At 64.6% G+C, this 13,219-nt stretch carries 12 protein-coding genes and 1 riboswitch; of the genes, 6 read left to right on the forward strand and 6 right to left on the reverse strand.

The genetic code is table 11. From position 1 onward, the window contains the following. Window positions 1-18 precede the first annotated feature (18 nt). Window positions 19-1,203 (forward strand): IS30 family transposase, encoded by a 1,185-nt coding sequence (locus AO716_RS15560; protein WP_195840719.1) that lies wholly within the window; start codon window positions 19-21, stop codon window positions 1,201-1,203. A 166-nt stretch (window positions 1,204-1,369) separates the two neighbouring features. Beyond that, window positions 1,370-3,163 (forward strand): NAD(P)/FAD-dependent oxidoreductase, encoded by a 1,794-nt coding sequence (locus tag AO716_RS15565; protein WP_055242644.1) that lies wholly within the window; start codon window positions 1,370-1,372, stop codon window positions 3,161-3,163. Between the two features lie 2 nt (window positions 3,164-3,165). Here the strand turns inward: AO716_RS15565 and AO716_RS15570 are convergent, their stop codons facing one another. After that, window positions 3,166-3,393 carry a hexameric tyrosine-coordinated heme protein gene (locus tag AO716_RS15570; RefSeq protein ID WP_055242646.1) on the reverse strand — a complete coding sequence of 76 codons (228 nt, stop codon included), beginning with the start codon at window positions 3,391-3,393 and terminating at the stop codon, window positions 3,166-3,168. Window positions 3,394-3,543: 150 nt separating this feature from the next. On the opposite strand from AO716_RS15570, the gene AO716_RS15575 reads away from it, so the two are divergent. Further along, window positions 3,544-4,164: a flavin reductase family protein gene (locus tag AO716_RS15575; protein ID WP_055242648.1), complete on the forward strand. Its 621-nt coding sequence runs from the start codon at window positions 3,544-3,546 to the stop codon at window positions 4,162-4,164. Window positions 4,165-4,445: 281 nt separating this feature from the next. Continuing rightward, window positions 4,446-6,227 carry a BCCT family transporter gene (locus AO716_RS15580; protein WP_235472134.1) on the forward strand — a complete coding sequence of 594 codons (1,782 nt, stop codon included), beginning with the start codon at window positions 4,446-4,448 and terminating at the stop codon, window positions 6,225-6,227. A 75-nt stretch (window positions 6,228-6,302) separates the two neighbouring features. Here the strand turns inward: AO716_RS15580 and AO716_RS15585 are convergent, their stop codons facing one another. The 3 genes from AO716_RS15585 to AO716_RS15595 are packed head-to-tail and all read right to left on the reverse strand — an operon-like array spanning window position 6,303 to window position 9,631. Further along, complete coding sequence (locus tag AO716_RS15585; RefSeq protein WP_055242650.1) at window positions 6,303-7,232, reverse strand: ribokinase; 930 nt, start codon at window positions 7,230-7,232, stop codon at window positions 6,303-6,305. Window positions 7,233-7,262: 30 nt separating this feature from the next. Continuing rightward, window positions 7,263-8,645 (reverse strand): MFS transporter, encoded by a 1,383-nt coding sequence (locus AO716_RS15590; protein ID WP_082413675.1) that lies wholly within the window; start codon window positions 8,643-8,645, stop codon window positions 7,263-7,265. 38 nt (window positions 8,646-8,683) lie between these two features. Beyond that, window positions 8,684-9,631 (reverse strand): nucleoside hydrolase, encoded by a 948-nt coding sequence (locus tag AO716_RS15595; RefSeq protein WP_055242654.1) that lies wholly within the window; start codon window positions 9,629-9,631, stop codon window positions 8,684-8,686. A 354-nt stretch (window positions 9,632-9,985) separates the two neighbouring features. Beyond that, window positions 9,986-10,053: riboswitch (guanidine-III (ykkC-III) riboswitch) on the forward strand. 10 nt (window positions 10,054-10,063) lie between these two features. Here AO716_RS15595 and AO716_RS15600 point away from each other — a divergent pair. Both AO716_RS15600 and AO716_RS15605 read left to right on the forward strand, forming a co-directional pair. Further along, the gene (locus AO716_RS15600) at window positions 10,064-10,378 is read left to right on the forward strand and encodes a DMT family transporter (RefSeq protein ID WP_082413648.1); all 315 of its coding nucleotides are present in this window, start codon (window positions 10,064-10,066) and stop codon (window positions 10,376-10,378) included. Window positions 10,379-10,380: 2 nt separating this feature from the next. Beyond that, window positions 10,381-10,740 carry a DMT family transporter gene (locus AO716_RS15605; RefSeq protein ID WP_055242658.1) on the forward strand — a complete coding sequence of 120 codons (360 nt, stop codon included), beginning with the start codon at window positions 10,381-10,383 and terminating at the stop codon, window positions 10,738-10,740. Here the strand turns inward: AO716_RS15605 and AO716_RS15610 are convergent. Further along, entirely contained in the window at window positions 10,726-11,007 is a 282-nt protein-coding gene (locus AO716_RS15610; protein WP_055242660.1) for a hypothetical protein, read from the reverse strand. The genes AO716_RS15605 and AO716_RS15610 overlap by 15 nt on opposite strands. Before the next feature lie 583 nt (window positions 11,008-11,590). After that, complete coding sequence (locus AO716_RS15615; RefSeq protein WP_055242662.1) at window positions 11,591-13,117, reverse strand: acetyl-CoA hydrolase/transferase family protein; 1,527 nt, start codon at window positions 13,115-13,117, stop codon at window positions 11,591-11,593. Window positions 13,118-13,219 lie beyond the last annotated feature (102 nt).

Consider the following 13,219-nt stretch of genomic DNA (forward strand, 5'->3'; position numbering starts at 1 on the left):
TGATTGATGGAGTGTTTGATGGTCAAGGTATTTCCCGCCCGCGTGCGGGCTGATTTCGTGGATTTGGTGTGCTCGGGGGTCCCTCTTGGCGAGGCGGCGCGCCGGCTGGGTGTGTCGCGAACCGGCGGTCGGAGGTGGTGGGCCCAGTCTGGGCAGATGGAATTACATGACGGGCGGATCGGCGGGCTTGCCGATCCGCCACCAGGGGCCCAAGGACCCGGACGGGCACTGAGCCTAGCGGAGCGGGGAATGATTCAGATGGGCCGGCGTTCAGGGTTCTCTTATGCCCGGATCGCAGAGATGACCGGGCGGGATAAATCGGTGATCTGGCGGGAAGTGAAACGCAACAGCGGTGCTGACGGGGTGTATTACGCCTCCGCGGCCCACGCGAAGGCGCATCAGTCCCGGCGCCGTCCGAAGGCACTGAAACTTCTTCAGGTCCAGGGGCTGGGCGAGCTGATCGCACTGTTCATGGACGAGGGATGGAGCCCGCGTCTGATCTCGTCCATGCTGGCGTTCTATTTCCCGGATGATCAGACTATGCAGGTGAGCCACGAAACCATCTACCGGGCCCTTTACGTCCAGACCCGCGGCACCCTGCGCGCGGATCTGGCGCGGAACCTGAGCCTGAAACGCAAAGCCCGCGTCCCGCACACCGCTGACCGGCACCGCAACAGTCCGTACAAGGACGCGTTCAAGATCAGTGAGCGCCCTGCACAGGTGCAGGACCGGGCGGTGCCCGGGCACTGGGAAGGAGACCTGATCATCGGTGCGAACTCCACCGCGATCGGGACTCTGGTCGAGCGCAGCACACGGTTCACGATTCTGCTGCACCTGCCCGGGGACCACAGTGCGGAGACCGTGGCCTGCGCGATGATCGCGCAGATGGGAAAGCTCCCGGAACACCTGCGGCTGTCGATCACCTGGGACCGCGGAACGGAACTTGCGCACTACACCCGGATCCAGACCGCACTGGATACGAAGGTTTACTTCTGTGATCCGCACTCACCCTGGCAGCGCGGAACGAACGAGAACACCAACCGGCTGCTGAGGTTCTGGTTCGAGAAAGGCACTGACCTCTCCGCGCACACCCAGAACGATCTGGACCGCATCGCCGCAAAGCTCAACCGCAGACCCAGACCAACCCTGGACATGGATACCCCAGCCAACCGGCTGAACATGCTGCTGCAACCGGCAGCCTAACCCCCCAGCGTTGCACCCACCACTTGACTTAGCCCCCCTCAAAACAGCCGTAACTGGCCTCTCGGCCGATGTGGGAAGGCGGAGCAGATTCCGTTCGGACCCCTACCTATCTGCGGCACCGCGGCGTTTACTGGAACCTCCAAAACGCAACCACAAAGGAGTGGAGATGGCTGATTCTGCACTGGAGACCGGCGTCGAAACCTGGCTGAACGCCTTCAACACTGCGCTGACCGGCAGGAACACCACGGCCGCCGCGGAACTGTTCGAAGAAGACGGGCTCTGGCGGGACTTCGTGTCCTTCACCTGGAACCTGAAAACGTTGGAGGGCCACCGGGAAATCTCGGACATGCTGGATACGGTCCTCGATGACGTCCAGCCCGCCAACTGGCAGCTCACCGAGCAGCCGACCGAGGCAGACGGCGTCACTGAGGCCTGGATCAGCTTCGAAACGGCTGCCTCCCGGGGATGGGGCCATCTGCGCCTGCGGGACGGGAAGGCGTGGACGCTGCTGACCACCATGCAGGAACTGAAGGGTTTCGAAGAAGCCAAGGGCACCAACCGGCCCAAGGGTGTGGAACACACCGTTGAACGCGGGCGGAAATCCTGGCTCGAGCAGAAGCAGGAACACCAGACCCGGCTGGGCTACGAGGAGCAGCCGTACTGCGTAATCGTCGGCGGCGGTCAGGGCGGCATTGGGCTCGCGGCACGGCTGCGGCGGCTGAACGTTCCCACGATCGTGATCGAGCGGAATGAGAACGCCGGCGACTCCTGGCGCAAACGGTACAAGTCCCTCGCCCTTCATGACCCGGTCTGGTACGACCATCTGCCCTACCTGAAGTTCCCCGATGACTGGCCGGTTTTCGCACCGAAGGACAAAATCGGCGACTGGCTGGAGCACTACACAGCGCTCATGGAGCTGGACTACTGGTCAGGCACCGAGTGCCTGGGCGCGCGGTACGAAGACGACGCCGGCACCTGGGAACTGCGCGTCCGCCGCGGTGGGGAGGACATCACGCTGCACCCGCAGCAGCTCGTCTTCGCACTCGGTGTCTCCGGCTACCCCAACGTCCCGGAGTTCGAAGGTGCTAATGCGTTCCTCGGCGAGCAGTACCACTCGTCCAAATACCCCGGCGGCGGTGACCAGACCGGGAAGAAGGCCCTAATCATCGGGTCGAACAACTCTGCCCATGACATCGCTGCGGATCTCTGGGAACACGGCGCGGACGTGACCATGCTCCAGCGTTCCTCCACCCATATTGTCCGCAGCGACTCCCTGATGGAATACGCGCTGGGCGACCTCTACTCCGAACGCGCCCTGGCCGCCGGCACCACCACCGAGAAAGCGGACATGCTCTTCGCGTCCCTCCCCTACCGGATCCTGCCCGACGCCCAGATCCCCATCTACGAGAGAATCGCCGAACACGACGCCGATTTCTACGACCAGCTCCGCGACGCCGGGTTCAGCCTGGACTTCGGTGAAGACGGTTCCGGCCTGTTCCTGAAGTACCTCCGCCGCGGGTCCGGCTACTACATCGACGTTGGTGCTTCCCAGCTCATCATCGACGGACGGGTGAAGCTGAAGCAGGGCCAGGTTTCCAAGCTCACCGGCAACGGTGCAGTGCTCGACGACGGCACGGAGCTGGACGCGGACGTCATCATCTACGCCACCGGCTACGGATCCATGAACAACTGGCTCGCGGACCTAATCTCACCGGAAGTCGCCGACCAGGTGGGCAAGTGCTGGGGCTACGGTTCGGGAACTACCAAGGACCCGGGACCGTGGGAGGGCGAACTGCGGAACATGTGGAAGCCCACCAACGTAGACAACCTCTGGATCCACGGCGGGAACCTGCACCAGAGCCGGCACTACTCGATCTTCCTGGCCCTGCAGCTCAAGGCGCGGATGGAAGGAGTGCCGACGCCGGTGTACGGGCTGCAGGAGGTGCATCACCGCCGGTAGCGTCAGCGCCAGTAGTTGTTGGCCGCGGCGATAGTTGCGAACTCTATGGCGACCACGTGCGAGGATGCGATCAGCTCCTCGGGGTCCGTCGTATACACGTCACGCCCCGCCCTGAGGACCTTCTCGTCGGGCTGGATTGCGTAGATACTGTGCAGCGCCAGTTCCAGGGCCAGTTTGCGGCCTTCCTCCGGCGTCGCGGTGATGAGGGTGTTTCCCGGAACGAGTTCCATGCTGCACCTGGTTTCTTGTAGGTCCGCCAACAAACCCCTCTTCCACGATTCCAGTCCGGCAGGCATTTGGGAACGCCGGCCCGGCGATTCGATGATCCCCTCAGGCCGGCCGTGCCCGGGCCTAGTGTGCGCCCGGCTAAGCTCAACAGCATGAGAACGGATTTCGACCCCGCCGAAATGGGCGGCCGCAGCTTCTACCGCCTGCTGACTTCCGTGGTGGTGCCGCGCCCCATCGCCTGGGTGTCCACCATCTCCTCCAGCGGTGTGGACAACCTTGCTCCGCACTCGTTCTTCACCATCGCCTCGGTCAATCCGCCGGTCGTGTCATTTACCTCCGTGGGTGAGAAGGACTCTCTGCGCAACATCCGGGAAACCGGCGAGTTTGTTATCAGCCTGACCCCGGAGGACCTCTTTGAAGCCGTCAACGCCACCGGCACGGGTTTCGCGGCGGATGTCAGCGAATTCGACGCCGCCGGGATAGCCCGCGAGCCCAGCGCCACCGTGCGCCCGGCCAGAGTGGCCGGTTCTCCTGTGGCCCTGGAATGCCGGCTGCATGAGATCCATCCGGTGGGTGACTGCTTTGTGGTCTACGGCGAAATCACCCGGGCCGCCATCCGCACGGACACGCTCGACGGCGACTCGCACCCGCGCATCGAGGCGCTGCGCCCGCTGTCCCGGCTGGGCCTGAATGAGTGGGGAACCATCGGTGATGTGCGGGAAATCACCCGGATTCCGGCCGACGAATGGCCTGGACACTACCGCAGGGTCTAGGACCTTCCAGCGTGTCCGGCGGCTGCCAGCCGGAGTGAGAAGTCTGACGTTCGGCCCTGGTCCGGAACCCCTGCAGGGTGCCCTCCGTTGGTGGCAATAGCCTGTCCTGCCGCTATCGGCGCGGAGCCGGCCGCAAGTGGCGCCCCGGGACAGCTTTGTCCCCGATGAGGCCGCGCGCCCGTAAATCAGTAGACTTATAGACGGTGTAAGTCGCCGCAGCAAGAGCATCCGCCAGAAAAAGTCTGAGCGCTTTGAATAAAGCGCAGGAGGAGAAACTGGGAATGACCGCCACACATGGCGCTGGTACCGAGGAAAACACCAAAGCGAAAATGACGGGAAGCCAACCACCTGCTGAGGTGGACCGGGAACCCCCTGCTGGCCCTGTCCGGGCCGGCAACGGAATCGCCCGCTGGGTGTTCTGGCCGGCTGCCACCATCATCGTGGTCTTCGCAGTCTTTGCCATCGCATTCCCCGGAACGGCCACGGAGATGTTCAACTCCGTGCAGACCAACGTCATCCGCTGGTTCGGCTGGTACTACGTCGCCGCCATCGCCATTTTCGTGGTGTTCGCCCTGTGGATAGGGCTGAGCCGCTACGGGGACATCAAGCTGGGCAAGGATGACGACGAACCGGAGTTCTCGATACGGTCCTGGTTCTCGCTGCTCTTCGCTGCTGGGATGGGCATTGGCCTGGTGTTCTTCGGCGTCGCCGAACCCCTGAACCATTTCGCCGCACCCCGTCCGGGTGTTGAAGGCACCCCAATCCAGCTGGCACAGCAGGCACTGACCCAGACCTATCTGCACTGGGGACTGCATGCCTGGGCGATCTACGTCGTAGTCGGCGTCTCCATTGCCTACGCGGTCCACCGCCGCGGCCGTCCGATCTCAATCCGCTGGACGCTGGAGCCCCTCCTGGGCAAGCGCCGCGTCTCCGGCGGCTGGGGCAACCTGATCGACGTCGTCGCCCTGGTGGGAACCCTCTTCGGTGTGGCAACGTCACTTGGCCTCGGTGTGCTGCAGATTTCCGCCGGGCTTGAAGAAGCCAACATCATGCAGGCCACGCAGATGACACAGGTTGGGCTGATCCTGGGCATCACCACCCTCACCATCGCCTCCCTGATTTCCGGTGTGGGCAAGGGCATGAAGTGGCTCTCCAACATCAACCTGGCTCTGGCCGGCCTGCTGCTGATGTTCGTGCTGTTCGCCGGCCCCACCCTGTTCCTGCTGCGCGAATTCGTGCAGTCGATCGGCAACTACCTGCAGAACGTCATTGGCCTGACCTTCAACACGCTGGCGTTCTCCGGTGCTGAAGGTGAGGCCTGGCAGGCAGCCTGGACCACGTTCTACTGGGGCTGGTGGATCTCCTGGGCACCGTTCGTCGGCATCTTCATTGCCCGCGTCTCCAAGGGACGCACCGTCCGGCAGTTCGTTGCCGGCGTCCTGCTCGTTCCCAGCATCATCGGATTCCTCTGGTTCTCTGTCCTCGGCGGCACTGCCATGTACCGTGAGCTCTTCGGCAACGGCGGCCTGGTCGGCGCCGACGGCTCCGTGGACACCGAAGGTTCGCTCTTCGGCATGCTGGGCGGCCTGCCCGGCGGCACAGCCCTGACGATCGGTGCGGTACTGCTGATCACGATCTTCTTCATCACCTCCGCTGACTCCGGCGCCCTCGTCACGGGCATGCTCTCCACCGGCGGCGACGTTGAACCGAAGAACTGGATCCGCATTTTCTGGGCCCTGTCCGCCGCCGCAGTGGCCATTGCACTGCTGCTCGCCAACGGCCTGGAAGCGATCCAGACTGCGGCCATCCTCACCGCCGTTCCGTTCAGCGTGGTGATTCTGCTGATGTGCGTTGCCACCGCGAAGGCGTTCCATCAGGAACACGAGACCCTGATGCGGGCACAGCGGAAGATCGCGCGTGACGAGCTGACCGCCCACGTGACTGAGCACGTTCAGGACAGCATGCAGGAACAGTACGAAGACCAGATGGCTGACCAGGTGGATGCAGCCGTGAAGAAACAGTTCGGCCGAAGGACAGCAGCCCAGAAGGACCGAAGGCTCTAGCTGCTCCCCCGAGCATGAAGGAGGCCCCGCACCGGTTGGTGTGGGGCCTCCTTCATGCCTGTGACGCTGCTGGGCCTAGGCTGGTGCGTCCTGCTCCAGCAGGTCCCGCAGGACCGGGTAGGAGGACTGCGCACCCTCGCGGGTGGCAGCCAGTGCCCCGGCGCGGGCAGCGAACCGGGCGGCGTCCGCCAGCGGTTCGCCGGCGGCCAGGCGGGCGGCAGTTGCAGCCGTGAAGGCGTCACCGCAGCCCGTTGTGTCCACGGCAGTAACCCGGGTAGGTTCCACGGTGGCCACACGCTGGTCACCGGCGGTGGTTCCATCCAGTACGACGGCGCCGTCCCCGCCCAGGGTGATGATGGTCCGGCGCACGCCCAGGGCGTCCAGGGCAGCGATGACCGCTTCCCAGTCCGCTGCCGGATCAGCCAGACCCGTCACCAGCGCAGCCTCATGCGCATTCAGCAGCAGCACATCGGTCAGCTCCAGCAGCTCCGCCGGGACCTCACGGTAAGGCGAGAGATTCAGCAGCACCTGGGCTCCGGCGTCGTGCCCTGCCCGTGCCGCAGCGGTGACCGCTTCGAGCGGAACCTCCAGGCTCAGGGTAAGGACGGCAGCGCCGTCGAACAGGTCCGCCGGCAGTTCCTCGCCGGTGACAGTTCCGTTGGCTCCGGGGGAAACGATGATCGTGTTTTCGCCGGAAGCGTCCACAACGATCATGGCCGTGCCGGTGGCGGTGCCGGTGCGGCGCAGCACGCGGGATGCGTCCACTCCGGCGGCGGCAGCGGCCTCGAGCAGAAGATCCCCGTTCCCGTCGGCGCCCACGGCACCGAACAGGCGAACGTCCGCTCCGAGAATCGCAGCGGCGGCGGCCTGGTTGGCGCTCTTGCCGCCCGGGACGATCACCAGTTCCGACCCGTTGAGGGTCTCCCCCGGAGAGGGGAAACGGTCAGTGCGGACGGTCAGGTCTGCGTTGAGCGACCCTACAACTACGACTTTTCCTGCAGACATGCGGGGATTCTCCTTGGGGACGAGCGGGTGTCAGCGATCGGCCGGTGCGTCTGCTGACACCTCGGCGGCGACCGGCTTGGGGATAAGGAAGGACGCAGCAAGGGCCAGCACCAGGATGACCAGACCGGCAACGATACCGCCGTAGTAGCCTCCGGCACCGCCGTCGGCCGGCGTGGTGGCCGTCTTGACCGCGTAGATCACGGCGAAGCTCAGGCCGGCACCCAGGTTGAACGCGCCCGCGTTCAGGCCCGGCAGGAAGCCGGGGTTCTCCTTGGGCGAGAGCACAATGCCCAGACCGTTGAGCATGATGTTGCCAATGCCGGCGTAGGTGATGCCGATCAGCAGGGAGACGCCCAGCAGGCCAAGCTTCGAATCGCTGCCAACAACCAGCAGCACCAGGGTCAGTCCGATCACGGAGCCGATCATGCCGATCCGCAGCACCTTGCCGTAGCCCCAGGTTGCAGCCAGGCGGCCGGCGATGGGGCCGACAATGAGGCCGGCGAGGGCGTATGGGGTGAGGGTCCACCAGGCGGATTCCTCGGCGCCCATGCCGAAGCCGATCACGCCGTCCTGCGCCAGGGCCGGGATGATGCCGTTCATAACGGCGAAGACGCCGGTCATGGTCAGCAGCGTGGTCAGCAGCAGGGCCCAGGTGGAGCGCTGCTTGAGCAGGTAGGTGGCCACCAGCGGCTGTTCAGTGCGGTTCTCCACCTTCCAGAAGACGGCGAACGCAACAGCAGCCACCACGATAAGCCCGACCACCAGCGGCCAGTTGGCGTCCGCCAGCTTGCCGGCTTCGTTGAAGGCAGTGAGCAGGGTGCCCACGGAAATGACCAGCGGCACTACGCCAACCCAGTCCATCTTTTCCTTCTTCTCGGCGGTGGATTCCGGTGCCAGGAAGAGCAGCAGGACGGTGGCGAGGGCGCCCACGGCGGCCATTGCCCAGAAGACGGACGCGAAGCCGTGGTTCTGTGCCAGGTACCCGCCGGCGACGGCGTCGATGCCGGCGATGCCGCCGTTGACTGCGGTGATGACACCCATCAGGGTGCCGTAGAGCTTGGCGTCGCGGATTTCCACGCGCAGCATGATCAGGGTCAGCGGAACTACGGGTCCGGAGACACCCTGGATCAGGCGGGCAACAAAGAGGACCTCGATGCTCGGGGCAAGGGCAGCCACCACGGAACCGATGGTCAGGACGATGAGCATCCCGGCGAGGACCTTCTTGCGGCCGATGATGTCACCGAGGCGGGGCAGGAAGAGGGAGAACAGTGCGGCGGCCGTGAAGAACGCGGTCTGCGTCAGGCCAACGGCGGCAGAGGTGGTGTTGAGTTCCTCTTCGATGGTGACGAGGGCGGGGGAAAGCATGGAGGCATTGAGCTGGAACGCCACGCAGGCGGCCAGCAGGGCTGCCATGAGGGCGCCGACATTGACGCGGCGCTGGGTTGAGGCGCTCACAGGTCCACCTCGCCAATGCGCTCGAGGGCGTCAACAACCAGGCCCCAGAACTTGTCCTGGTCCAGCTCCATGGCAACGGAGGTGTTGCAGTCTTCGGGAGCAGGAGCCCGGAAGTCAGCCACGGTCATGCCCAGGGTGAGGGAACCGGTCAGCTCCACGTCCAGCGGCACGCGCCGGGTGGTCATGACGGACGGGTCAATGACGTAGGCGACGGCACAGGGATCGTGCACCGGCGGGAAGTCGAAGCCCTGGGCGTCCTTGTAGGTGTGGCCGAAGAATTCGAGCAGTTCGCCAACGAACTTGGCCGGCTTGGTGCCGACGGCGGCGATGCGGTCAGCTACTTCGTCCGTGGCCAGCGCCTGGTGGGTCAGGTCCAGGCCGACCATGGTCAGCGGCCACTTTTCGTTGAAGACGATGTGCGCTGCTTCGGGATCGATCTTGATGTTGAATTCGGCCACTGCGGACCAGTTGCCCACGTGGTAGCCGCCGCCCATCAGGACGACTTCCTTCACCCGCTCAGCCAGGCGCGGTTCCTTGCGTACGGCCATGGCGATGTTGGTCAGCCCGCCGGTCGGGACCAGCGTGACGGTGCCCGGTTCGTGTGCCATGACCGTGTCGATGATCAGGTCCACAGCGTGGCGGCTGTCCAGTTCCACGGTGGGTTCGGGGAGGACGGGCCCGTCCATACCGGAATCGCCGTGGATGTCCGGAGCGTTTTCGATGGTGCGCACCAGGGGCCGGTCGCAGCCGGCGGCGAAGGGAACGCCTGTGATATTTGCGACACGGGCAATCGCCAGCGCGTTGCGGGTTACCTTCTCCAGAGTCTGGTTTCCGACGACGGTGGTAACCGCCAGGAGCTCGATCTCCGGGCTGCCGTGTGCCAGCAGCAGGGCGACCGCATCATCGTGGCCGGGATCGCAGTCCAGGATGATTTTGTGGGGCATTGCTTCTCCGCTTCGTTGAGGTTCCAGACGACGGGGCCGAAATCCCGGCGTCGCAGTGCCCCGCTCCGGCACACCGGACGCGCGCCGGTAGGCGGACATAACGGATGTGCATGAGTGTCTTGGCTGCTGTTGGGCCGGCTCTGTGGGAGGGGGCTGGACAGCACCTAAGGCCCATATTGGGCGGGCACATCTTAACGATATCGGCGTGGGAGGACTGTAATTGCCGCCGCCCGAATCCGGACGCCGATGGGCGGCGGGCTGATTTGGCCCGCCGCGGGGAGGTGCTTATCCTTTGCCCGTCGCCGCCGTGACTCAGGCCGCGGCACCGGATTTCCAAATTTGCTACCTTGGGGTGCAGGGCCGTGAATTCTCCGGCCCCCGGACGACGGTTCAGTACCCGGAACGCGACAAGACTGGCCAAAGGAGCTAGCCATGTCATGGGTTGTCCTCATTGCCTCCGGAATGCTCGAAGCCGTATGGGCTACAGCGCTGGGGAAGTCGAACAACTTCAAGAAACCCGTTGCCACCGTTGTGTTTGCCGTGGCGCTGGCGGCCAGTATGGCCGGCCTTGCCTGGGCGATGCTCAGCATCCCGGTTGGCACGGCCTATGCCGTCTGGGTGGGGATCGGTGCCGTGCTCACAGCGGGTTATGCCATGCTCTTCGGCGGCGAGAAGGCCACTGTGATCAAGGTGGTGCTGCTGATGGGAATCGTCGGCTGCGTTGTTGGCCTGAAGCTGGTGGCATAGCCATGGCTTGGATCATTCTTCTGCTCAGCGCTGTCCTTGAGGCTGTCTGGGCCACGGCGCTGGAGGCTTCCAACGGGTTCACTGTCCTCGCGCCGTCGATCATCTTTGCGGTGGCGGCAGCGCTGTCCATGGCGGGCCTCGGCTACGCCATGAAGCACATTCCGATCAGCACCGCCTATGCCGTCTGGACCGGGCTGGGGGCCGTGCTTACCGTCGCCTGGGCCATGTTCACCGGCACCGAGGAACCCGGTGTGCTGAAGGTCCTGTTCCTGGCCGGGATCATCGGCTGCGTAATCGGGCTGAAGTTTGTGGACAACCCTGCTCCCGTTTCCGCTCAGGCTGGCGGGTCACCGGAGTCCTGAGGCGGACTCTGCCCGGGCGTTGTCCAGGTGGCGCATGACCAGGGCTGCGGCAATCAGCGCCGCTGAGAAGCAGAGGCAGGCTTCCGGCGCCAGCAGGTACAGCTGGGTCACTGCCACGAAGAGCCCGTTCTCGCCGTTGTAGTTGAGCGCCCCGAAGTTCTGCAGGAACAGGTTCGTGGAAAGCGCGAACACCAGTCCGGCTATGCCCAGGACGATTCCCGCGTTCATGGTCTTCCGGTACATGCCGGTTACGGCGGTTGATGCCATGTTTCCCCCTCAGTAGTTGGACTCGTTGGGGTTCACCCAAACAGTCATCTGCCCGTGGGGCAAGCATTGCGCTTGTGTGGGCTCTGGGCTGGAATGCTGCTGGCGGGGGTCGAAGGAGGTACCGGCGGCAGCAGCGGCGTCGTGCCGGCGGTGCGGTGAAGGCTGGGATGACTCTGCGCGGGGATCAGCCAGTTCGGGACATTCCTCCGATGCGGGCAGTCATCCACCGGCATTCCCCCGCGCTTCGGGACATTCCTGCGATGCGGGACACTGATCCCCGGCCCTTTCCCTGCACTTGGGGACATGCCTTCGGGTTTGGGACATTCCTGCGCGGCGCCGCGGCAGGATTGTCCCAAACTGGCAGGGATGTCCCCACGCGGAGGGAATCGCGCCCTGCCAAACCGATCCACCGGGAACCGGCCCCAAGCGGGAGCTGAGTCCGGACGGATTCCCAGCCATCTTTACTGCTGTGAAGGGTGCGTCCTGCGCAGGCAGCACCTTTCGCAGCGGATGGGAAACCGCGCACGGGACCTGAGCCCGAACGCAGAATGCCGGCACAGGAAACGAAAACGACGGCGCAGCCCTAGCTGAGCGCGGCCTCAGGCAGGCTGGTGCCGGTCTCCACGAAGCGCTGGTGGAAGGCCAGCGACTCATCGAGCAGGTGCGGGGTGTGCTTGCCGACCGAGTCCCGGCTGGCGCGGTCGAAGTAGTCCTGCAGCAGCGGCTGGAAGTCCGGGTGGGCGCACTTCTCGATGATCATCCGGGCCCGCTGCTTGGGCGAGAGTCCGCGCAGGTCCGCCAGGCCGCGTTCGGTGATGATGAGCATGGTGTCGTGCTCCGTGTGGTCCACATGGCTGGCCATCGGCACAATCCCGGAGATCTTTCCGCCCTTGGCCGTGCTCGGGGACATAAACGCGGAGAGGAACCCGTTGCGGGCAAAGTCGCCGGAACCGCCGATGCCGTTCATCATGGACGTGCCGCCCACGTGGGTGGAGTTCACGTTGCCGTAGATATCCGCCTCGATCATGCCGTTCATGGCGATGCAGCCCAGCCGGCGGATCAGCTCCGGATGGTTGGAGATTTCCTGGGTCCGCAGGATGATCCGCTTGCGGTAGAAGTCGATGTTGGAGTTGAACTCCTCAATCCCCGCCGGGCTGAGCGAGAACGAGGTAGCCGACGCCACCCGGATCACGCCGTCGCGGATCAGTTCCAGCATCCCGTCCTGGATCACCTCGGTGAACGCTGTGAGTCCGGTGTAGCCGGCGCCGGAGAGACCGGCCAGCACGGCGTTGGCGATGTTGCCGACGCCGGACTGCAGGGGCAGCAGCTTGTCGGTGAGGCGCCCGGCCTTGATTTCGGATTCGAAGAAGTCCAGCAGGTGCCCGGCGATCATCTGTGAGGTTTCATCCGGTGCCGCGAAGGGGGTCATCCGGTCCGGGGCGTCCGTCTCGACGACGGCGATGACCTTCTCCGGGTCCAGCCGCAGGTAGGGTTCGCCGATCCGGTCGTCCGGGTTGACCAGCATGATCGGTTTGCGGTGCGGGGGCAGGGCGGTGCCGTAGTAGACGTCATGCATGCCGTCCATCGCTGCCGGCTGCTGCCGGTTCACCTCGAGGATGATCTTGTCTGCCTGCTCGATCCACGTCTTGTTGTTTCCCACCGAGGAGGAAGGGATCAGGCTGCCGTCCTCGTTGATGCCCACTACTTCGATTACGGCGAGGTCAATGTGGCCGTAGAACCCAAACCAGGCGTACTGGGCCACGTGCCCAAGGTGGATGTCGATGTACTCGAGTTCGCCGTCGTTGATCCGCTTCCGCAGCGTGGGATCCGACTGGTACGGCAGGCGCAGCTCCATGCCGCGGGCCTTGGCCAGGACACCGTCGAGCTCCGGGGCGGTGGAGGCGCCGGTGAGCACCTTGATCTGGAAATCCTCGCCGCGCGTGTGTGCCTGTTCGATCTGTTCGGCCAGCGCCTGCGGCACGGCCTTGGGGTAGCCGGCTCCGGTGAAGCCGCTCATCGCGACCGTCATTCCCGGTTTGATCATCGATGCTGCCTGCTCGGCGCTCATCACAAGATTGGAGAGTCCGGGGTGGGAGATACGGTCTTGCATAACTGGCCTTTCACAGAACGAATCAATCAACCCTAACCGCCTGTGAGCCGGAGCTCACATTCGGCCGTACCGGCGGAGCTGCAAAGAGGGCTCTGACCTGCG

This window comes from Arthrobacter sp. Edens01, from assembly GCF_001307035.1.
In the GTDB taxonomy this organism is placed as follows: domain Bacteria; phylum Actinomycetota; class Actinomycetes; order Actinomycetales; family Micrococcaceae; genus Arthrobacter_B.